At 64.3% G+C, this 19,552-nt stretch carries 22 protein-coding genes and 1 pseudogene; 12 read left to right on the top strand and 11 right to left on the bottom strand.

The genetic code is table 11. From position 1 onward, the window contains the following. The 3 genes and pseudogenes from DDF70_RS37470 to DDF70_RS11450 all read left to right on the top strand — a co-directional run. A pseudogene (locus tag DDF70_RS37470) lies at window positions 1–492 on the top strand (hypothetical protein); the annotation flags it as partial. Beyond that, window positions 489–1,085, top strand: a complete 597-nt coding sequence (locus DDF70_RS11455) for a cation efflux transmembrane domain-containing protein (RefSeq protein ID WP_114944998.1) — start codon at window positions 489–491, stop codon at window positions 1,083–1,085. The pseudogene DDF70_RS37470 and the gene DDF70_RS11455, both read left to right, overlap by 4 nt. Before the next feature lie 53 nt (window positions 1,086–1,138). Next, a complete protein-coding gene (locus DDF70_RS11450) occupies window positions 1,139–1,375 on the top strand; it encodes a hypothetical protein (protein WP_162820348.1) in 237 nt (78 codons plus the stop codon). 55 nt (window positions 1,376–1,430) lie between these two features. Here DDF70_RS11450 and DDF70_RS11445 read toward each other — a convergent pair whose 3' ends face one another. Together DDF70_RS11445 and DDF70_RS11440 are read right to left on the bottom strand one after the other, a co-directional pair. Beyond that, the gene (locus DDF70_RS11445; protein ID WP_114944996.1) at window positions 1,431–1,868 is read right to left on the bottom strand and encodes a YqaA family protein; all 438 of its coding nucleotides are present in this window, start codon (window positions 1,866–1,868) and stop codon (window positions 1,431–1,433) included. A 148-nt stretch (window positions 1,869–2,016) separates the two neighbouring features. Continuing rightward, entirely contained in the window at window positions 2,017–2,487 is a 471-nt protein-coding gene (locus DDF70_RS11440) for an aminoacyl-tRNA deacylase (RefSeq protein WP_114944995.1), read from the bottom strand. 405 nt (window positions 2,488–2,892) lie between these two features. Between DDF70_RS11440 and DDF70_RS11435 the strand changes: the two genes are divergently transcribed. The 5 genes from DDF70_RS11435 (at window position 2,893) to DDF70_RS11415 (ending at window position 6,797) form a co-directional block, all read left to right on the top strand. Next, window positions 2,893–4,071 (top strand): BaiN/RdsA family NAD(P)/FAD-dependent oxidoreductase, encoded by a 1,179-nt coding sequence (locus DDF70_RS11435; protein WP_114944994.1) that lies wholly within the window; start codon window positions 2,893–2,895, stop codon window positions 4,069–4,071. A 93-nt stretch (window positions 4,072–4,164) separates the two neighbouring features. Beyond that, window positions 4,165–4,410, top strand: coding sequence for a hypothetical protein (locus tag DDF70_RS11430; RefSeq protein ID WP_114944993.1), 246 nt, complete (start codon window positions 4,165–4,167; stop codon window positions 4,408–4,410). Between the two features lie 112 nt (window positions 4,411–4,522). Beyond that, a complete protein-coding gene (locus DDF70_RS11425) occupies window positions 4,523–5,461 on the top strand; it encodes a D-alanyl-D-alanine carboxypeptidase family protein (protein ID WP_114944992.1) in 939 nt (312 codons plus the stop codon). 177 nt (window positions 5,462–5,638) lie between these two features. Continuing rightward, entirely contained in the window at window positions 5,639–6,196 is a 558-nt protein-coding gene (locus DDF70_RS11420) for a DUF1269 domain-containing protein (protein ID WP_114944991.1), read from the top strand. Window positions 6,197–6,224: 28 nt separating this feature from the next. Continuing rightward, window positions 6,225–6,797 (top strand): HdeD family acid-resistance protein, encoded by a 573-nt coding sequence (locus tag DDF70_RS11415; RefSeq protein ID WP_114944990.1) that lies wholly within the window; start codon window positions 6,225–6,227, stop codon window positions 6,795–6,797. Between the two features lie 40 nt (window positions 6,798–6,837). On the opposite strand, the gene DDF70_RS11410 is transcribed toward DDF70_RS11415, so the two are convergent. Next, window positions 6,838–8,031, bottom strand: a complete 1,194-nt coding sequence (locus DDF70_RS11410; RefSeq protein ID WP_114944989.1) for an aminotransferase class V-fold PLP-dependent enzyme — start codon at window positions 8,029–8,031, stop codon at window positions 6,838–6,840. A 15-nt stretch (window positions 8,032–8,046) separates the two neighbouring features. Further along, the gene (kynA, locus tag DDF70_RS11405; RefSeq protein WP_114944988.1) at window positions 8,047–8,877 is read right to left on the bottom strand and encodes a tryptophan 2,3-dioxygenase; all 831 of its coding nucleotides are present in this window, start codon (window positions 8,875–8,877) and stop codon (window positions 8,047–8,049) included. 298 nt (window positions 8,878–9,175) lie between these two features. On the opposite strand from kynA, the gene DDF70_RS11400 reads away from it, so the two are divergent. Next, entirely contained in the window at window positions 9,176–9,418 is a 243-nt protein-coding gene (locus tag DDF70_RS11400) for a DUF3297 family protein (protein ID WP_114945006.1), read from the top strand. A gap of 63 nt (window positions 9,419–9,481) precedes the next feature. After that, window positions 9,482–9,814 carry a hypothetical protein gene (locus tag DDF70_RS11395; protein WP_162820347.1) on the top strand — a complete coding sequence of 111 codons (333 nt, stop codon included), beginning with the start codon at window positions 9,482–9,484 and terminating at the stop codon, window positions 9,812–9,814. A gap of 30 nt (window positions 9,815–9,844) precedes the next feature. On the opposite strand, the gene DDF70_RS11390 is transcribed toward DDF70_RS11395, so the two are convergent. From DDF70_RS11390 to ampC, 5 genes are all read right to left on the bottom strand, one after another. Then, window positions 9,845–11,239 (bottom strand): virulence factor family protein, encoded by a 1,395-nt coding sequence (locus tag DDF70_RS11390; protein ID WP_162820346.1) that lies wholly within the window; start codon window positions 11,237–11,239, stop codon window positions 9,845–9,847. Further along, window positions 11,236–13,896, bottom strand: coding sequence for a bifunctional lysylphosphatidylglycerol flippase/synthetase MprF (mprF, locus tag DDF70_RS11385; protein ID WP_114944985.1), 2,661 nt, complete (start codon window positions 13,894–13,896; stop codon window positions 11,236–11,238). The genes DDF70_RS11390 and mprF overlap by 4 nt, the downstream gene beginning before the upstream one ends. A gap of 140 nt (window positions 13,897–14,036) precedes the next feature. Continuing rightward, a complete protein-coding gene (locus tag DDF70_RS11380; protein ID WP_162820345.1) occupies window positions 14,037–14,399 on the bottom strand; it encodes a hypothetical protein in 363 nt (120 codons plus the stop codon). A gap of 438 nt (window positions 14,400–14,837) precedes the next feature. Further along, window positions 14,838–15,104: a DUF7696 family protein gene (locus DDF70_RS11375; RefSeq protein ID WP_114944983.1), complete on the bottom strand. Its 267-nt coding sequence runs from the start codon at window positions 15,102–15,104 to the stop codon at window positions 14,838–14,840. 55 nt (window positions 15,105–15,159) lie between these two features. Continuing rightward, entirely contained in the window at window positions 15,160–16,326 is a 1,167-nt protein-coding gene (ampC, locus tag DDF70_RS11370; protein WP_114945005.1) for a class C beta-lactamase, read from the bottom strand. Window positions 16,327–16,678: 352 nt separating this feature from the next. Between ampC and DDF70_RS11365 the strand changes: the two genes are divergently transcribed. Continuing rightward, window positions 16,679–17,299: a Crp/Fnr family transcriptional regulator gene (locus DDF70_RS11365; RefSeq protein ID WP_245435450.1), complete on the top strand. Its 621-nt coding sequence runs from the start codon at window positions 16,679–16,681 to the stop codon at window positions 17,297–17,299. Window positions 17,300–17,379: 80 nt separating this feature from the next. Then, window positions 17,380–17,622, top strand: a complete 243-nt coding sequence (locus DDF70_RS11360) for a DUF6894 family protein (RefSeq protein ID WP_114944981.1) — start codon at window positions 17,380–17,382, stop codon at window positions 17,620–17,622. A gap of 98 nt (window positions 17,623–17,720) precedes the next feature. Here the strand turns inward: DDF70_RS11360 and DDF70_RS11355 are convergent, their stop codons facing one another. Both DDF70_RS11355 and DDF70_RS11350 read right to left on the bottom strand, forming a co-directional pair. After that, window positions 17,721–18,491, bottom strand: a complete 771-nt coding sequence (locus tag DDF70_RS11355) for an ABC transporter ATP-binding protein (RefSeq protein WP_114944980.1) — start codon at window positions 18,489–18,491, stop codon at window positions 17,721–17,723. Then, window positions 18,485–19,549: a FecCD family ABC transporter permease gene (locus DDF70_RS11350; RefSeq protein ID WP_114944979.1), complete on the bottom strand. Its 1,065-nt coding sequence runs from the start codon at window positions 19,547–19,549 to the stop codon at window positions 18,485–18,487. The genes DDF70_RS11355 and DDF70_RS11350 overlap by 7 nt, the downstream gene beginning before the upstream one ends. Window positions 19,550–19,552 lie beyond the last annotated feature (3 nt).

The raw sequence follows: 19,552 nt of genomic DNA, 5'->3' as shown, positions 1-19,552 counted from the left end.
ACGCGCGCCGCCTGGGAGATGTGGCAAGCGGGATTGACGCTGCCGTTTCCCTTGCCAGAGGAGTTGCCACCGCTGCGGCTGCTCTTGGTGTGGGACAATCTCACCGGCCATAAGACGCCGGACCTGGTGTTGTGGCTGTGTGCGCATGGCATCATGCCGCTCTACACGCCCGTGGGTGGCAGTTGGCTTAACATGGCGGAATCGATCCAGCGCGTGCTCAAGCGCCGCGCTGGCCGGACAGCATCCCCACACCCCTGCGGAGATCGGGAGTTGGTTCGAGCAGACGGCGCGAAGCTGGAATGCCCGGCCCACGCCGTTTGTCTGGAACGGCAAGCGCCGGCAGCGACGACGGCATTCGTCACAGGTCCCACTCCATCGGCTCGGTGGTTCCGGAGCGTGCACCAATCAGCCACTCCATCTGCCCAGATCACAGGTGTCAGGAGAATGCCAATTCCGACGGCAGACGACCCACTAGGAGTGGAAATCCCGTGAGTGATGATCGTCTGAGCCAGGACCTGCGCCGTGTCGTCGCCATCGTGGCGGCCCTGAACCTCGGCTATTTCGGTATCGAGTTCACTGTAGCGCTCGCCATCGGCTCGGTGTCCCTGTTCGCCGACAGCGTCGACTTCCTGGAGGATGCCTCGATCAACCTCCTCATCCTTGCGGCCCTCGGCTGGGGAGCGAGGACGCAGGCACGGGTCGGGATGGTGCTGGCAGGGATCATCCTGGTGCCGGGTCTGGCGACCCTCTGGACGGCCTGGGACAAGTTCTGGACACCGGTGGCGCCGGATGCGGTGTCGCTCTCCCTCGCCGGAACGGGGGCCCTGATCGTCAATCTCTCCTGCGCGTTCCTTCTCGCGCAATATCGTCACCACAAGGGCAGTCTGACGAAAGCGGCCTTCCTGTCGGCCCGCAACGATGCCGCCGCCAATGTCGCCATCATCGGGGCTGGGCTGGTCACGGCCGGAACGCTCTCGGCTTGGCCGGACCTGATCGTCGGCCTTGCCATCGCGGCCATGAACGCCGATGCCGCCCGTGAGGTCTGGGAGGCGGCCCGTGAGGAACACAGGGCTGCAACGCCTTGAGCTTGCAGAACGTTGTCCTGCTCAAATCACCCCGAACGAGGCAGGACAGCGCCATGCTCACCAAAGCCGAACTGGATGCCCCGGCCCATCTGCAATACGAGCCGATCGGCACGGCCGGCCAGGGACACCCGAGTGACGTAAGGGAATTTTCGACCCTCCGCGAGGCCGTTCACTGGGCCATGAACAACGAGCCGCCCGCCGGCATGGAAGCCGTGATCCGGGCTGCCTCCGGCGCGGTGCTGGGGCCGCGGCATCTGGAGGAGATCTGGGGAAGCCTGCAGGGTCCGTGAACCTTCACCCTCATTCCGGGGCCGCGGAGCGGAACCCGGAATGACGATGGAGGTGTCAAACCCACCCCAGGCTCAGCGCCGCCACAGCCAGGTACCGCCCCGTCTTGGCGAGCGCCACCAGCGGGATGAAGACCCGCAGCGGTTCCCGCATCACGCCCGCCACGATGGTGAGCGGATCGCCGATGATCGGCGTCCAGCTCAACAGCAGCGTCCAGCGCCCGTAGCGGTGATACCAGGCCTCGGCCCGCGCCATCTGCTTGCGCTTGACCGGGAACCAGGGGCGATCTTCGAAATGGGCGAAGAACCGCCCCAGGTACCAGTTCACCACGGAGCCGAGGATGTTGCCCACGCTCGCCACCAGAACGAGAAGCCACCACGGGTAGTGATCGGCCACCAGCATGGCGAAGAGCACGGCTTCGGACTGGAACGGGAAGAGGGTGGCCGAGAGGAAGGCTGCAGCGAACAGGGCGCCGTATTCGGCAAGATGAGGCATGGGGCGAGGATCACGCTGGATGAGAAGTCAGGCAGGTTCAGGGCTTCGGCTGAAGCCTGGACGTCGCGAGCCTTATCACGGTTCCATGTGACCGCCGAGCTGATCTGCCCTGAGCAGGTCAGCCCCCGGGCCTCACACATTCGCGAGGCTACATCCGCTCGCTGAATGTGCCGTGCTGCGCGCGCGGATTGAGACGTGCGAAATCGTCGCCTTTCACATGGACCAGCGTGGCGTGGTCTCCGCCTTCGAAGTAGATGTCGGGCTGGCGCTCCATGCTGTTCTCGACAATCACGTCGAGGCCATAGCATGTGCCGACGGGCGGAATAGCGCCGCGGTCGCAGTCGCGGAACACCTGGACGATCTCATCCTCGGAAGCCAGGCGCAACTCCTGTCCCAGCTCGGTCTTGAGATCGGACAGGCGCAGATGGTGCGAGGCCGGCAGAACGGCGAGCATGTAGTTCCGTCCGTCGCTGAGCATGATGCCTTTGGCCAGGCGGTCGCCCGGCACGTGCCCCGCATGGGCCGTGCCCAGCGAGCTCATCGCGGGTTCGTGTTGGATCAGGTCGTAGCTGATATTCTGATCGGACATGTAGCGCTGAAGGGTAGGCGCGATCGTCATGACAACCTCCTGTGAGACGAGGACGCTCGCATGCCGGGAGGGCGGCTGAACTGACACACCGTCGCTTCGGGATGCGCAGTTGCTTTGATGATCCTCGATGGTACACCCCGGACCGAACCGCTTCAATTGTCGCAGGCACCGCGGGCGAAAATATTGCCTGGAGGTGGGTTAGTTCGACGGATGGCATTTTCATGCACGTCATCACCGGCCTCGTGCCGGTGATCTCGATTCGAAAAGCACGGCGCTTCAAAGCATCGGGAGGGCCGGCCATGATGCGGTGAGGCGATGGGCCGATACTTGCGCCTTCTTCCGAGGTTCACTACGAACGGCCCAATCTTGCAATCATGTTCAGCTCTCCATGCGAAGCATGTGAAGGCCGAAGAGTTTCTCTCAGGAAGATCTCCCTTGGATCAGTTCGACGTTGTGGTGATCGGCGCCGGTGCCGCCGGGATGATGTGTGCGGCGGAGGCCGGAAAGCGCGGCCGTTCCGTGCTGATCGTCGATCATGCCGCCAAGCCCGGTGAGAAGATCCGTATCTCCGGCGGCGGGCGGTGCAACTTCACCAATCTCAACGCGGCTCCCGCCAACTTCATTTCACAGAACCCGAGCTTCGCCATTTCGGCCCTGCGCCGCTACACGCAACGCGACTTCATCGCGCTCGTGGAGCGCTACGGCATCGCCTATCACGAGAAGACCCTGGGTCAGCTCTTCTGCGACGGCTCGTCGAAGCAGATCATCGATCTGCTCCTGAACGAAATGCGGCAGGCAAATGTGGAGCTTCGTCTCTCGACCTCCGTCACGGGTGTGGAGAAGACGCCGGAGGGCTTCGCGCTCAAGCTTTCGCATGGCTCCGTGCAGTGCCGATCCCTCGTCGTGGCGACGGGGGGGAAATCCATTCCGAAGATGGGCGCGACCGGCTTCGGCTACGATCTCGCGCAGCAATTCGACCTCGACATCGTCGAGACGCGGCCGGCGCTGGTCCCGCTGACCCTGGAGCCGACGATGCTCGAGCGCCTCACGCCGCTGGCAGGCGTGTCGGTCGATGCGGTCACGAGTTGCCGGAAGACATCCTTCGCCGAGGCCATGCTGTTTACCCATCGCGGCCTGAGCGGTCCTGCGATCCTGCAGATCTCCTCCTATTGGCGGGAGGGCGACGAGATCGAGCTCTCCCTGCTGCCTGGCGTGGACCTCTTCGAGGAGCTGCGCGCCGCCCGCGCACAGAACGGGCGGCAGGCCCTGCAGACGGCGTTGTCGGCCTTCCTGCCCAAGCGTCTGGCGCAACTGATCGCCGATGCGGAGAAGGGGCCCGCCAACCTTGCCGATTACTCCGACAAGCGGCTTCGCGCCATCGACGAAGCCGTGAACCGCTGGCGCTTCAAGCCAGCCGGGTCGGAAGGCTATCGCACCGCCGAGGTGACGCTCGGGGGCGTCGATACCCGCGATCTCGATTCCCGGACCATGGAAGCCAAGGCCGTGCCCGGCCTCTACTTCATCGGCGAAGTCGTGGACGTCACGGGCTGGCTCGGCGGCTATAATTTCCAGTGGGCCTGGTCATCCGGCTGGTGCGCCGGACAGGCGGTCTGAGGCAGCGCTACGCTTGCGCTCAACGCAGTCCCTGTGTTCTCCCACACCCCTGTGCTATGCTCCCGAAGGGTTGACCTTGGTGGGAGGTTTTCCATGCATTCGGGCGTGGTCCTCATCTGGATCGGCGCGCTTCTCATCGTCGCCGGGATCGTGCTCGCGGCGGGTCAGGTTCTCTGGAAGGGACGCCTGAGCGACCCGCATCGCATGGGCTCGACGGCGGCCGGCTCGACGCTGGAGCCACGGGAGCGGGTGCGTGCCCTGCATCCCAAGCACCACTGGCCCAGCATCGTCCTGGTCGCGCTCGGCATCGTTCTCATGCTGGCGGAAGCGGCCGTCTGACAGGCGCAAGAACCGCTTCCGAACGGCCTTCGACAGCCCGAAAGGGGTAGAGCGGGGCGGTTTTCGCCTTCCGGTGCTTGCATAAGGCTCCGGTTCGGGCAACGATCCCGGCATGAAGCCGCTCTCGATCCTTCTGGCTGCCGGCCTTCTCCTGACGCCCCTATCCGCTGGCGCCTCTCCGATGCTGCTGGTTGATGCGTCGACCGGCGACATTCTCGCCGCCCAGGAAGCGACCCGCTCCTGGCATCCGGCCTCGCTCACCAAGATGATGACGGCGCACCTTGCGCTCACGGCCGTCGAGGCGGGCCGTGCCAGCATGGATACGTCCATCGTCCTGAGCCCCAAGGCGGCCGCCCAGGCTCCGACGAAGCTCGGCGTCCCGCCGGGAACGTCCCTCCGGCTCGAGGATGCGCTCACGGTCATGATGGTCAAGAGCGCCAACGACGTGTCGATGGCGGTCGCTGAAGCCATCGGCGGCAGCGAGGAGGCCTTCGTCGCGGCCATGAACGCGGAGGCGCGCCGTCTCGGCATGACCGGAACCCGGTTCGTCAACGCGACCGGCCTGCACGACGACCGGCAGGTCACCAACGCGCGCGACATGGCCCTGCTGATGCTGGTGCTCCTGAGCTATCATGGCGATCACATGGACCTTCTCAGGACGCCGTCCGTGACGGTCAACGGGCGGCTTCTCAAGAACACCAACAAGCTGGTCGAGGAATATGCAGGTCTCGAGGCCTCCAAGACCGGGTATGTCTGCGCATCCGGCTTCAACGTGGCCGTCTCGGCCCTTCGCGGGGATCGGCGCGTCATCGGCGTCGTCCTCGGGGCGCCCAGCGCAGCGACGCGAACGCTGGTGATGCGGGAGCTCCTCAACAACGGCCTGTCGGAAGGAACGCATCCCGTCGGCAACCTGAACACGATGAGGGCCGCGACACCGATGCCCGCGGCCGACCTGCGCCCGTTCAAATGCGGCCGGCAGGATCCCGCCCGCCTGGAGGCCAAGGCCTCGGGCCGCCTTGCGAAACGCACCGACGCCCAGCCGCTTCGCTGACCACCCACAAATTCCGTTCCACCCTGCCGCAAGCAGGGATGCGATGGACCGTAACGCGGCTGGATTTTTCACCCTGGCCTCATGACAATTCTCGGCCCGGTTCCGGGTTACACCTGATGGACCCTTCAGCGTTGCACATTACTCTTCGAGTGTTGGCGCAACAGGAGGAGGGCTGCCATGTCCGAACTCGTCGTCGTTGGATTCGACAACCCGAACGATGCGGATCGCGTCCTGACCGAACTGACCCGGATGCAGAAAGAATATCTCATCGATCTCGAAGACGCTGTGGTGGCTATTCGCGGTGCCGATGGGGCCGTGCGCATCAAGCAGAGCACGAATCTCGTGCGCCTCGGCGCCACCACGGGCGGCCTGTCAGGGGCGATGTGGGGCAGCCTCATCGGGTTGCTGTTCCTCAATCCGCTCGCGGGCCTCGCCATCGGTGGCGCTGTGGGAGCCGGATCGGGAGCCCTGTCGGGGAGCATGATCGATTACGGCATCAACGACGATTTTATCAAATCCATCGGCGATACCCTTCAACCGGACACGTCCGCCCTGTTCCTGCTGATCCGGAAATCGCAGCCCGAGAAGGTGCTGGCCGAGCTGTCGGGCTTCAAGGGACGCATCATTCGTTCATCCCTCTCGCCGGAGCAGGAAGCGAAGCTCCAGGATGCCCTGTCGAAAGCGCATGCGCCCAGCCCGAGCGCGGGCGTAGCCGCGGCTGCTCCGGCAGTGTAGGATTTCCCGCGACGGTCCGGAGGGTGCGATGGCCATGTCGTTGGATGCCGCCGCGGAGGTCTTCCGCGAAGCGATGCGGGATGCGGTCAAGCGTTATGCGCTGTGGTATCTCGTCGAGGGCATATTGCTGATCGCAGCCGGTTTCCTGGCGATCATCTATCCCGTCTTCTCGTCCACGGCGGTCATCGTTCTCCTCGGCTGGCTCCTGGTGATCAGCGGTCTGGTACAGGCGCTCAGCCTCATCAGCGCGCGGCACGTGCCGCATTTCTGGCTGCAGCTGATCTCCATCTGCCTTGCCGTTCTGATCGGCTTCCTGTTCCTGCGCGATCCGGCCCAGGGTCTGACGACGATCACGCTCCTCCTCATCGTGTTCTTCATGATCGAGGGCATTTCGAAGGTCGTTTTCGCCCTGACGATCCGGCCTTTTCCCAACTGGGGATGGGTTCTGGCGAGCGGCATGATCGGGATCGTGCTGTCCCTCGTCCTCTGGGCCAATCTGCCGGTGACGTCCGTGTGGCTGTTGGGATTCCTGCTCGGCCTCGACCTGATCAGCGTCGGCACGGCGATCGCCTATCTCGCCTGGCAGGTGCGGATGAGCTAGCGAAGCAGCCCTCGGCTGCTCCGCCCCTTCTTCGGATGGATCACGCCGCCGAGGAGGTGTTGACGGGCAGGGATTCGAGAGCGCCCGCCTCGTCGATGCGGCGCACCAGATCGTCCACTTCCTCTTCCGTCTGGTAGATCCCGAAGCCGATTCGCAGGCGTTGTCCCCGAACATCGGTGACGACGCGCAGTTCCGCGAGGTCGCGATAGATCGACTGGGCTGCCGGCGCTTGGAAGGTGAGGAAGTTGCCGCGCCGCATCTCGTCTGCCGGAACCACGAGCGAAGCCTCCTCGAACAGGGCGGCGCTGCTGATGCCGCGCAGGAAATGCTGCTGCAGGGCCTTGGCGTGGGCGTGGATGATGCCGGGCGTGATGCCCTCCTCGGCGAGCCAGCGCATCACCGCGTTGAAGCGGTAGAGACCCGAGGGGTCGAAGGTCGAGCCCATGAAGCGCCAGCCGTCGTCGCTGTAGCCGACCTGTCCGCTCTGCGCGTTCGTGAGGTTGCCGAACGCGGCGTACCAGCCGGTATCGCGCGGGCGCGGTCCCCATCCGGGCGGGCAGTGCATGAAGCATGCTCCTTCGCCGGCCATCGCATATTTGTAGCCGCCGGCGATGTAGAACACGCGATCCGCGATGCTGCCGAGATCGGTCGGCCGCGCCATGAAGCCGTGATAGCCGTCGATCACGATCATCGCGCCGTCGCGATTGCATTCCGCAAGATGACGTCCGTCCAGCGCGAAGCCCGAATTGAAGAAGACTTGGCTGACGAAGACCAGATCGAAGCCGGCCTGCGCGGCGGCGTAGAAGCGATCCTCGAAGGTTGCGAAGGGCTCGGCCGGTACACGCGTGACGGCAACGACCCGCTCCTCCTCCAGCCGCGCGATCTGGCGCGTGAAGGAGTGGAACTCGCCATCCGACGTCAGGATGCGGATCGGCTGGTCCGTGGGAAAGCAGGACAGGATCCGCTTCAGGAATTCATGCGTGTTGGGCGCAACCGCGATGGTCGACGGGTCCGGCAGATTGAGATGTCCGGCCACATGGCCGCGATACTCGTCGAGGACGGGACCGAGCACATGCTCCCATTTGTCGTCCATGAGGCGGGCCGCATCGTCCCAGGCCTGGAGTTGCGCATCGCGCGTCACGTCAGGCCAGGGATGATGGCTGTGGGCCGCGAAATGCAAGCGGTCCGGCTCCGTGTTGAGGAAGCGGGAGAAGTGCGAGCGAAGGTCAAGCATGGCGCATCTCCTTCGTCAAAGCTTGCCGCGAACGGACCAGAGCTCGGGAAAGAAATAGCGCTCCAGAGCCTTGCGCAGATAGGTCACGCCGGTGCTGCCGCCGGTGCCGCTGCGCATGCCGATGATGCGCTCCACGGTTTTCATGTGCCGGAAGCGCCATTGCTGGAAGGCGTCCTCCAGATCCACGAGCTCTTCGGCAAGCTCGTAGAGATCGAAGTGCTCGCCCGAATGACGGTAGATCTCCTCCCAGACGGCTTCGACGCCAGGATGCGCGGTGTAGGGCTGAGTCACGTCGCGCTCGAGCACCTCGGTCGGAATCGCGTAGCCGCGCCGCGCCAGCAGGCGAAGGGCCTCGTCGTAGAGGCTCGGCGCCCGGTAGGCGGCGTCGAGCTGCTCCGCGAGATCGCTCCGGTGCCGATGGGGCGCCATCTTGATGGCATCCTTGGCCCCGAGCTTGAACTCCACCAGGCGGTACTGCCAGGACTGGAAGCCGGATGATTTGCCGAGCGCCGGCCGGAAGCTCAGGTAATCGGAGGGCGTCATGGTGGAGAGCACGGTCCAGGCTTGGATCAGCTGCTCCTGGATCCGGTTGATCCGCGCGGTGCATTTGAAGGCGGGCTGGAGCTCATCGGCCCGGATATGGGCGAGCGCCGTGTCGAGTTCCCGGTTCAGGAGCTTCAGCCAGAGCTCCATCACCTGATGGATGGTGATGAACAGGAGTTCGTCGTGCTCGGCCGTCAGGGGAGATTGGGCGGAGAGGAGAGTGTCGAGCCGGAGATAATCCCCATAGCTCATGCCTTCGGAAAAATCTGTGTGAATCCCATCTGTCGCTGCGGACAACGCCATCTCCCTGAACTGCTCCGCTTCGTGGCGGATTATTGTTACCTTAGAGGTATTCAACGAAAGTAGGACATTACAACCGGCTTGTCACGTCAAGGGGTTGAGCATCGGGCCCAAAACTGGACTTGCCCTTTTGGGGCTCATCCGATGCTCCCTCTTCGAAGAGCGCATCGTCGGACGTGGAAAACCGGGTCCTCTTTTCGCTGACGCGGCCCGCTGGTCCGCACGATGCGCCGGAATTGGCTTTCGCGGCTCGAGAGGGTAGGTTGCCGCCGCAAACGACCTAGCCTGGAGAAACATGCGCATGACCGACACGCTTCCCGACCGCCTGTCCTCGAACCCGAACAGCCCTTACTACAACGAGGAGTTGCTCGCCAAAGGGGTGGGGATCCGCTTCAACGGGGCCGAGAAGACCAATGTGGACGAGTACTGCGTCAGCGAGGGCTGGGTCCGCGTGACGGCGGGCAATGCCAAGGACCGGTTCGGCAACCCCATGACCATCAAGCTCAAGGGCAAGGTCGAGCCTTACCTGCAAGCCAAGGAATAAATCTCCCGAGCCGTGGGCGGGGACTGGACGCGCCGACGGACCGCACCAAGATCAAGGATAAGCTTGTCGATCGGGGAAAGCCCCGGGAAAGGCTTGTCCTGGATGGTCCATGGCCGGGGGCGAACGATCCTGATGATGGCGGGCTGGCTCCTCAGCGCGCCGGCCCTGGCGCATAGCTGGTACCCCGTGTGGTGCTGCAGCGATCAGGATTGCCGCGAGCTGAGGGAAGACCGGGGCGAGACCGTGACCGAGACGCCCCAGGGCTGGAGGCTCTGGGACGGGCGGCTCATCGGCCGGGACTATGCCAAAGCGTCTCCCGACGCGAAATTCCACCTCTGCGAAGAGCCCGCCACACGGGCGATCATCTGCTTCTTTGCGCCGGAGGGGTCGTCATGATGGGCAAGTTGCCTTGCCCATCCGGTGATCTCACGGCGTAGGATTCATTCGCGTCCAGATCGCTTCCGCGGCCTTGTCGTAATCTCCATCGAAGTGATGCCCGCCGTCCAGGGCGAGCCGCTGCGCGCCGCCCAGTTCGGGGGCCGTGCAGGAGGTTTCGTTGTCCTCGGCCTCCTCGCGGCCGTAGATGCACTGGGTCCTGTCCAGCGGCAATTGGTGCAGGAGAGGAGCCAACGGACGGCTCTCGGCGGAAGGTGCGCCGATGAAGCCTTCCACCGTCACCTCGAAGTCGGCGTTGGTGCCGAGGGCCAGGAGCGACACGAGATTGACGTGATCCTTGACGGCTTTCGGCAGCTCGGGCCACACGTCGGGCATGATGTCGGATCCGAACGAGAAGCCGACGATCGCGTAGCGGTTGGTGCCGAACTCGGCGCCGTAATGATCGAAGAGCAGGGCGAGATCGGACGCTACGTCCTTCGGGCTCTTCTTCGACCAGAAATAGCGCAGCGAATCCAACCCCACGACGGCGACGCCCTTTTGCGACAGCCATTCGCCGATGGACTTGTCGATATCCCGCCAGCCGCCGTCTCCCGAGATGATCACGGCCAGTCCCTTCACGGCTCCCTCGGGCCTGATGATCGAAACGGGCAATTGCGAAGCGCCCCGCTCGCCGGTCTTGCCCAACTCGATCGCATTGTCGACCAGGGCTTGGCGGGTCGCCGGATCGTCTTCGGCCGGCATGAATGCCACGTCGCCGTCGCTTCCCTGGAAGGACTCGATGGCTTGGCGCTCGCGCTCGGGTGCAATCGCCCGCCAGGAGGCAGGCATTTCGGGGATGCGGCGCAGGGCGAAGTATCCGTTGCTTGCCGGTTCGAGCTTGGGATCGAAGCAATAGGTTCTGTCGGTTTTCAGCAGGGGCTTGAAGCCGATGCCGATGGCGCCGCCCAGCGTGTTGACCGGCGCTTGTGCCAGGGCCGCGTAGGCGAAGGCCGCACCGTCGCCGCGTCCGGCGATGACGGGAAAGAAATAGCGCTCGAGTCCGAGCTTGCGCTGCACCGCCTGAGCCAGGTCCTTCATATCGTCCGAGACGTAGTGGCACTCGTCGGTCGACGGCGATTGGGCGAGCTCCGCGCGCAAGGCGTCGAAGTTGAAGGACACGGCAATGAGGTCGGCCTTCGCCAGCGCAAGGGCGTCCTCCCGGCGCTTGTCCGCATCGGCTTCATTCGCGGCCAGGATGACCAGCCCACGGGGACGGTGCCCCTCGGCCTGGACGACGTCCACGGAGCCGAATTCATCGATGTCGATCGTCGTCGTGACGATGGTCGGCGGCATCAGAGCGGACCATGCCGACCGGCCGAGCAGAACGCTGCCGGTCATGAAGGCAGCGAGAGCCGCCACGACTGTCAGGACCTTGAGGGGCTTCATGATCTGGCTCCCTTGCCGATGGTTCTGGCCTGGCTGCCCGAAATCAGGTTCGTCACGTCGAGCAGGATCTGAGGCAGGGCCCATCCGCCGGGGCTGGCGAGATAGCGCGGCTCCCAGACGGGGCCGAACTTTTCCTTGTAGGCCCTTAAGCCTTTGAAGCCGTAGAACCGCTCGCCGTTACGGGCGACGAAGGCTGCAATCTTGTGCCAGTTTGGGGCAAGACGATGGTCGGAGAGACCGGAGAGCGGCGCCATGCCCAGGTTGAACCAGCGATAGCCCCGCGCCTTGCCCTCCTGCATGAGGCTGACGAAAAGCAGGTCCATGATGCCGGAAACATCCGGCAGGTAGCGCATCAGATCCACGGTGATCTCGCCGCCGGGCTGGCCGTACCAGATATTGGCGAAGGCCACGATGCGGCCCTCGCGGCGCACGACCGCAACGTCGAAATGCGACAGGTACCTCTCCGACCAGAAGCCGATGGAGAATCCCTTCTCGCCCGCGCCGCGCTGCGCCAGCCAGGCATCCGAGACTTGCTTGAGTTCGGGAAGATGGGCGGGCACCTCGGCCGCTGGAAGGATCGCGAATTCGAGGTTCTCGCGCTTGGCGCGGTTGAGTGCCGCCCGCCAGTCCTTCCCGGCCTTGCCTTCGGTCGTGAAGGCGTCGAGGTCCACATGCGCCTCTTCCCCGAGCTTCACGAGCGACAGGCCGCCATCGAGGTAGAGCGGCAGATGGGTGGGGCTGACCTGGTAGAACACGGGCCAGCCCGCATGCCGGTCGACCTCTTCGAGGAACTGCCACATGAGGTCGGCCGCATGCTCGGGCTTCCCGATGGGGTCGCCCATGGCGATCCAGCTCTTGCCGCGCACGGCATACATCAGGAAGGCCTCGCCGGATTCATGGAAGAGGAAGCGCTTGTCCTCCAGGAGAGCGAGATGCGCATCGGCCCGCTCCGCATGGGCGAGGGCCGGCGTGATCACGTTCGCCATGACGGGATCGACCCGGCGCAGGCCGGGCTGGCGATGGATCATCGCGTAGAGCGACAGGGCCGCCCCGATGATGATGGCGCCGAGGCTGCTGCGCAGGAACCGGGACGCATCGTCGTGCCAGTTGAACTCCCACCACAGGTCATGGCTGTAATCGACGTCGTGAAACGCCGTGAAGCCGAGCCAGAGGCTGCAGCCGACGATGAGGGCGATGGCCACGAGCCAGCGCGGTTCCAGAGGCTCCGCGAAGATTCCGGCCTTGCGGTAGAAGGCCGAACGGTGGGTCAGGAGGAGCGTGAGAACGGCGCAGAGAACGAGGGCTTCCTCCCAGTCGAAGCCTTTGGCCAGCGACACGACGATCCCGGCTCCGATCAGGACGACGGAGAGGGTCCAGGCGCTCGACAGGCGGCGCATCAGGCCGCGGGACAGAATGAGGAGCATGACGCCGACCGCGCTGCCGACGAGATGCGACACCTCCGCGAAGGGCAGGGGCACGAGATGCCGCAGGGCCCGCACGCGCGAGTAATCGTTGGGCAGCGCGCCGGAGGTGAGAAGCACGAGGCCGCCGATGAATGTCAGGGCGGCGAGCGCCGTCGGCACGAAGGGCAGCACGAGCCGCCTGACGCGTCGCATCCCTTGCGTGAACCGCGCATCCGAGCGCCTGATCTCATGGGCGGCGAATAGCACGAGGGCGAACAGGAACGGGATCAGCGTGTAGGTCAGCCGCCAGACGAGAATGGCGGACAAAAGCTCGGCCGTGGGGGCTTGTGGGAAAGCGAGCAGGATCGCCGCCTCGAACGCGCCGAGCCCGGCCGGGACATGGCTGACGACGGCGAGCAGGATCGCGCTGGCGAAGACGGCGGCAAAGGCCGGAAAGCCAATCCCGACGTCGCCGGGAAGGAGCACCCACAGGGCGGCGGCGGCCGCACAGATGTCGGTGAGGCCGAGACCGATCTGAACGAGTGCGGCCGATCCGCCAGGAAGCTGGATCCGGATGTCGCCCCGGCCGATCTCCCGGCCTCCCTTGCGGCTCCACACCCAATAGGCGGCAAGGCCGGCCAGCAAGGCTGCGCCGATGCCCTGGTTGAGGCCGGCGGGCAGATAATCCAGCGCGGCGAGGGCCTGCGGCTCGGAGGCGGCGCTGAGCCCGAGAACGCCCGCCATGCCGATCCAGAGGGTCATGGCCGCGACGGCAGTGAGCTTCGCGACTTCGCCCAGGGTCAGGCCCGCGCCGCCGTAAATCCGCCAGCGCACGGCGCCCGCCGTCACCAGGGGGAAGCCGAGGGTATGGCCGATGGCGTAGCTGGTGAAGGATCCAAGGGCGATGGTCTTCAACGGCACCGGCTTGGCCGTCGCCGCGCGAACGCCGAACACGTCGTACCCGACCAGGGCGGCATAGCTCATGGCGGCGAACAGAAGGGACAGGCCGATGAGAGGCAGCGGCGTGCCGAGGGCACTCGCAGCAACGGCTGAAAAATCGAGGCCGGACAGGAGTTCGATGAGAAGGGCCGCGAGACCGGCGCATCCTGCGAGAGCGGCGGCGAGCGGCGCCCATCGCAGGAGCCAATGCCGATGGGACGGAGGAGCAACCGCCACGGGGCTGAGGGAGGCGGATGCCTGCTGCGTTTCGGCGGCAGGATTCGGCTCGGCCGCCCGAAGAGCGTTGGTGGGCATGGGAGATCTCGTCTGATGGTCTGAGGGCGCCTGTCATCCCGGCGCCGGAACGCCTCGACATCGGTCAAGGTGCGGATGAGGCTGTGCCGTCGTGGCACAAGGGGCGCTGACGCGCGCGAGGGCGCAGCGCAGCGGCGGGCTCAGACGAGAGGCGGACCGGTCGGCGGGGCGGCGCAGGGCCTGTGAGAGGGCGGCGCATGAGGATAGGCGGCGCGGCCTACCCTGATCAGGCGGGCCTGATCGAGAACGACCGTGGGCGCACCTGCGGGCAGCACGACGCCCGCATCGCGGTGGTCATCGCCGCCGGCGGCCGGGGCCTGGAGGCCGACCGAGAATTCCTCGAGGGGAGCGAAAACGTCGGCGGTCACGCCCAATGTGCGTTCGACGGCCCCGTTGCGGTCCTTGTCCTCGAAGAGGCACGGCTGCGCCTGAGCCGTTCCTGCGATCAGCAGGAGCGCCAGCAGGGGCTGAACGAGGGCCAGTAGGATACGGTGCACGGGCACGGACAATCGCCTTAAACCGATGCGATGATTTCACATGGAAGCTGAATGGTTGCTGATCGGGGCAAATGCAAGAAGGCCCGTTTCCAAAAAGAAAGCGCCCACTTCGCAGGGGGCGCTCCAAGGTCCGACCCGTAGGGGCAAATAGAAGGTCGGTGGACCTATCTATTCGAAGAGTAGTTTGTCTAAATTGTGACGGTTCGCGGCATGAATGGGGCATGTCAATAGACCCGGTGCGATATTCTGCCGCCCAAATAGTTCATTCCCAAACGATTTGGCTTGATCGGTCCATTCATATGATTTATGTCCGACTGACCGTAGGGGCAAATACGGTCTCAAGGGCCGCGAACACAGCCGATAAGGCTGGGCGCGGCCCTTTTCTATTTATATCTATGCTTTCAGTTTATTGCTAAGCGCTTGAGTTTTTGGGAATTGCGTCCGTCATTTGGACCTGCTGCGGGCCTCCTGCAGCCTCTCCACCGTTGCCTTGATGTCCTCGACGGCCTTCGGCCCGCGGATGCCGATCACCCCACGATCAATGGTCTTCCCGTTCTCGTCCTTCCGGCCGTTGAAGAAGGCATCCCGTTCCTGCTTGGACATCTTCAGGACGGTGCGCGCCTCCGTCTCGATCCGCCATTCCTCGGACCAGGTATTGACGGTTTGGCCGGTGAGTTCCGAGGTGGCTTCGGTGTCGCGGGAATAGGTCATGACGGCGGTTATGGCATTCGGCGGTGAACAAAGGCTTTCCGCGTTACGAGCCGGCTCATTCGGTCAGGCGCGTCAGCACCTGATGGGCCGCCTTCACCCGCGCCTCGTTGGGATAGGCTTTGTTCGCCAGCATGACGATGCCGATCTTCCTGCCCGGCACGAAGGCCACATAGGCGCCGAACCCAAGGGTCGATCCGGTCTTGTTGACGATCACGTCGTCGCTCGGGGCCAAGGGTGGATCGATTGCGGTGGCCGGATGAGCCTTCTGGTTCATCGTGTTGCCGGCGATGAATCCGTCCAAAGAAACCGGGTAGGGGTATTGCTCCCAGATGAGGTCCTGGGTCAATTCGCCAGAGCGGAAGTAGCCGAACCGTGTTGCCCGCAGGGATCGAGCGAGCTTTTCCGGAGCGGACCAGATCCCCATGTGCACCTCGAGGAAACGGATCATGTCGACAGCGTTCGACTTCACGCCATAGGCTTCATCCGCGAGCAGCGCTTGCGAGACGCGTACGGGCCTGCCGTCGCGGCTGTAGCCCCAGGCGTACGATTTCATCTCCGCTGCAGGAACATCGATATAGGTCCGCTCCAGCCCGAGATCGGCGAACAGGCGTTCGGCCAAGGACTTGAAGCTCGCATTCAAGGCCCGTGCGGTGGCGATGCCGAGCAGGCCGATGCTCGGATTGGCATAGCTGCGGTATGTGCCGGGAGCGAATGTGGGTTTCCACGCGCGATAATAGGCGATGAGCTGCTTGTGGTCCTTCACGGTCCCAGGCAGCTGGAGCGGAAAGCCGCCGGTCGTGTGCGTCGCGAGATCCAGGAGCCTTACCTCGTCGAGGGCGCTTCCTTGCAACTCGGGCACGTGCCGGCTGACGCTGTCGGTCAGCTTCAACCTGCCTTCGATCTCGGCATAGGCTGCCAGGGTGGCCGTGAAGGTTTTGCTGATCGAACCGAGCTCGAAGAGCGTCTCGCGCGTGACGGGAGCCCGAGGGTCTTTCGACGCCAGGCCGTACATGATGAAATGGCGTTGTCCGTCGATGGTCAGGGCGACGGCCATGCCCGGAAGCCCATATTGTGCGATGATCGGCTCCACCGCCTCATCGACGGCCTGTCGGACCTCCGCATCCCGGGCAGGGCCCGCCGCGAAGGCGTGCGTCAAGGCACCGAAGGCGGATGCTACGAGAATGGCTGCAAGGCGCGCGTATCGTCGTGGCGGCAAAGGCATGCCCTTCCGTTTCTGTCGTGGCTCATCGGGAAGCCCTTCATACCGCATATGAACAGGAGTGCGGTCTCAAAACCTGCCTCGAGGAATCGACTGGGGATAAGTCGCCGGGCTTGCCGGAGGCGACCCGTAAGGGGCTCTCGGAGGGTGTCGGTCAGGATGTGCTCAGGCGCACCGAGCGCCTGCAACCAACAGTCTAGTCTGATCAGTCGATAGGCAGTCGGGGAGATGTACCATCCGATCCGGGAATCAGTCCTCGTTTCACCGCAGCAACTGGCTTCTGGCAGCCCTGGAGCCGGACGATCTGGCTTATCTCAAGCCCCATCTCGAGATCGTGATCCTGCCGAAGGACACCGTGCTTTACAAAGCCGGCGATCTCATCAGCTTCACCTACTTCCCGCATGATGCCATCGTGGGGCTGATCAATGTCATGGAGGAAGGCCAGTCCGTCGAGGTGGCGTCCATCGGCCGGGAGGGAATGTTCGGCCTGATCAGCGCCATCATTTCTCGCGAGTCCTTCGGACGCTATCAGGTGCAAGTTCCCGGAACCGCCTCGCGGGTCACCATCGAATGGATGCAGGAAGCCATCCGGGTCCGGCCGAAGCTGCGTCGGCTGATCCTGCGCTACACCGAGGCGCTGCTGGCGCAGACGTTCCAGTCCATCTCCTGCCATGCCGTTCATACGGTGGAGGCCCGCTGCTGCAATTGGATTCTGAGTGCGCGAGACAGGATCGATGAGGATGTCCTGCCCCTGACCCATGCCGATCTGGCGGAGTTCCTGGGGGTTCAGCGTTCCACGGTCAGCACCGTCCTGCGTGCGTTGCAGAGGCAGGGCCTGATCGCGCAGCAGCGCGGCGGCATCATCGTCGCGGATCGTTCCGGGCTGGAGGACATTACCTGCGAATGCTATAATAGGATGAAACGGGTTTACCGGCGCCTGCTGCCTCGTTCCTATCCCTCGGTTCAACCACCGTAGAGAATACAGATGCAGATTTCTTCATCGACCGTGAAACTGCCCTACGGATAAGGCGTCATATCTACCGGAAGGAGATTGACGTGGCCCGATACTATTTCGACGTCCACGATGGGGCGCAACTTCTACGTGATGACGACGGCTCGGAGTTCGAGAGCGACGATGCGGCCGTGCAGGCCGCGGCGCGGTCGACGACCGAGATCGGCCAGAACCGTGTGGCCAGGGGAGATTTCAGCGATGTCGTCATCGAGGTCCGCGATGCCCACAACCGGCATGTCTGTACCGTGACGGCATCGATGAAGATCGAGCGGCGGCCGAGAACATAGCGCATCGTGTGGCCCTCTGGGGCCGCTCGAACGACGCTCGCTTTGAGAAGAGCCTTCGATAAGCCGGCTCCAGAATAGGCCCGACTTCGGTTTCGCAGTCACATTCGCGCGAGCGGCCCGTCGATGATCACGTGAGGGCAGAAACGGGAGCATTGCTCGATGCGCCCTTCCACCTTGTAGATGGTCTGAAGGAGGGTTGGTGTGATCACATCGTCCACCGGCCCGCAGCTCACCATGGTTCCGGCATCGATCACCATCACACGATCCGCCACGCGCAGAACCTGGTTCAGGTCGTGGATGGCGAGAATGACGCAGATGCCGCGATCCTTGGCGAGGGAGCGGATCAGGGCCAGCACCTCCACCTGTCGATGCAGGTCGAGCGCGCTGGTCGGCTCGTCGAGGAGGAGGATCTGCGGATCGCGGACCAGCACCTGGGCGAGAGAGACCAGTTGCCGTTGTCCGCCGCTGAGTTCGTGCAGGCCCTTGAAGGAGATCGATTCGATCTGCAGGTCGTGGAGCGCGCGGTCGACCTGTTCGAGGTCCTCGTCGGTGACCTTGCGGGCGGTTCCCTGCTTGCGGGCGAGCAGGATCGACTCGTAGACGGTCAGCACCGTGTTCACCGAAGTGTCCTGCGGCATGTAGCAGACTTGGCCGAAATCGGGCAGGGCGGCCGCGCCTTCGATGCGGACGCTTCCAGGCCCATCGAGCAGGCCGGCGATGCGCCGGAACAGGCTCGACTTGCCGGCAGCATTCGGACCGATCACGGCGGTGACCTCGCCGCCCTTCAGTACAGGGGTGGTGACTCCGGCGAGCACCTCCTGCTTGCCGTAGCGCACGCCGACATCGGTCAATTCAAGGCTCGCTACCATGAGCGCCTCCGGCTGGACATGATCAGGCTGAAAAGGAACGGCACGCCCACGAGGGCCGTGATGATGCCGATGGGAAAAATCGTACCCGGCACGATGGATTTGCTGATGACGGAGGTCAGAGACAGGATGGTCGCGCCGGAGAGAACCGAAGCCGGCAGGAAATAGCGCTGATCCTCGCCCACGAGCATGCGCGCGATATGCGGACCGACCAATCCGATGAACCCGATGGTGCCGACGAAGGCCACGGGAACGGCGGCGAGCAGGCTGATGATCATCATCGTCTCGAGGCGCAGCCAGCGCACGTTGACGCCGAAGCTGGCGGCCTTGTCGTCGCCGAGGCGAAGCGCCGTGAGCGCCCAGGCGCGGCGCATGAAGAGCGGAAGCGAGATCGCCACCACGGCGGTGGTGATCGCGAGTTTCGGCCATGTGGCACGGGTGAGGCTGCCCATGGTCCAGAACACCACTGCGGCGAGCGCCTGCTCGGAGGCGAGATACTGCACCAGCGCGAGAAGCGCGTTGAACGTGAAGACGAGGGTGATGCCGAGGAGCACGATGGTCTCGACGGTGACGCCGCGCTTCTGGCTCATGAAATGGATGAAGAGCGCCGCCGCCATGGCCATGAGCAGGGCGTTGATCGAGACCACATAGTCGATGGCCCAGGGCAGTAGGCCGACGCCGAAGACGAGCGCGATCGAGGCGCCGAAGCTCGCCGCAGCCGAGATGCCCAGCGTGAAGGGGCTCGCGAGCGGGTTGTTGAGGATCGTCTGCATCTGCGCGCCCGCGGCCGAGAGCGCGGCACCCACGACCACGGCCATGAGCGCCACCGGCATGCGGATATCCCAGATCACCACGCTGATCTGCAGCGAGACATCGGACGACCCTACGAGTGCCAGAACGACCTCGCGCATGGTGTAGCGGGCAGGTCCTAAGCCAAGATCTGCAATGACGGAGAGGATCAGAACGAGGCTGAGGGCAAGAAGCACGAGCTTCTTTCGCTGCACGAGGACGCGGTAAGCCCCGCGTCCTTTGGGCATGGCGATGGCAGGCGAGTGGGCCAAGGG

It is taken from the genome of Microvirga calopogonii (genome assembly GCF_003347665.1).
GTDB lineage: Bacteria > Pseudomonadota > Alphaproteobacteria > Rhizobiales > Beijerinckiaceae > Microvirga > Microvirga calopogonii.
Note: the sequence above shows the minus strand (reverse complement) of the source record. Positions and strands in the feature narration are given on the sequence as shown.

Excerpts from the sequence above, each read along its gene's own strand:
- DDF70_RS11355 (WP_114944980.1), bottom strand. The coding sequence starts at position 18,491 with ATGGTAGCGAGCCTTGAATTGACCGATGTCGGCGTGCGCTACGGCAAG.
- DDF70_RS11410 (WP_114944989.1), bottom strand. The coding sequence starts at position 8,031 with ATGCTTGACCTTCGCTCGCACTTCTCCCGCTTCCTCAACACGGAGCCG.
- DDF70_RS11430 (WP_114944993.1), top strand. The coding sequence starts at position 4,165 with ATGCATTCGGGCGTGGTCCTCATCTGGATCGGCGCGCTTCTCATCGTC.
- DDF70_RS11440 (WP_114944995.1), bottom strand. The coding sequence starts at position 2,487 with ATGACGATCGCGCCTACCCTTCAGCGCTACATGTCCGATCAGAATATC.
- DDF70_RS11390 (WP_162820346.1), bottom strand. The coding sequence starts at position 11,239 with ATGAAGCCCCTCAAGGTCCTGACAGTCGTGGCGGCTCTCGCTGCCTTC.
- DDF70_RS11425 (WP_114944992.1), top strand. The coding sequence starts at position 4,523 with ATGAAGCCGCTCTCGATCCTTCTGGCTGCCGGCCTTCTCCTGACGCCC.
- DDF70_RS11445 (WP_114944996.1), bottom strand. The coding sequence starts at position 1,868 with ATGCCTCATCTTGCCGAATACGGCGCCCTGTTCGCTGCAGCCTTCCTC.
- mprF (WP_114944985.1), bottom strand. The coding sequence starts at position 13,896 with ATGCCCACCAACGCTCTTCGGGCGGCCGAGCCGAATCCTGCCGCCGAA.
- DDF70_RS11400 (WP_114945006.1), top strand. The coding sequence starts at position 9,176 with ATGACCGACACGCTTCCCGACCGCCTGTCCTCGAACCCGAACAGCCCT.
- DDF70_RS11450 (WP_162820348.1), top strand. The coding sequence starts at position 1,139 with ATGCTCACCAAAGCCGAACTGGATGCCCCGGCCCATCTGCAATACGAG.
- ampC (WP_114945005.1), bottom strand. The coding sequence starts at position 16,326 with ATGCCTTTGCCGCCACGACGATACGCGCGCCTTGCAGCCATTCTCGTA.
- DDF70_RS11415 (WP_114944990.1), top strand. The coding sequence starts at position 6,225 with ATGGCCATGTCGTTGGATGCCGCCGCGGAGGTCTTCCGCGAAGCGATG.
- DDF70_RS11375 (WP_114944983.1), bottom strand. The coding sequence starts at position 15,104 with ATGACCTATTCCCGCGACACCGAAGCCACCTCGGAACTCACCGGCCAA.
- DDF70_RS11420 (WP_114944991.1), top strand. The coding sequence starts at position 5,639 with ATGTCCGAACTCGTCGTCGTTGGATTCGACAACCCGAACGATGCGGAT.
- kynA (WP_114944988.1), bottom strand. The coding sequence starts at position 8,877 with ATGGCGTTGTCCGCAGCGACAGATGGGATTCACACAGATTTTTCCGAA.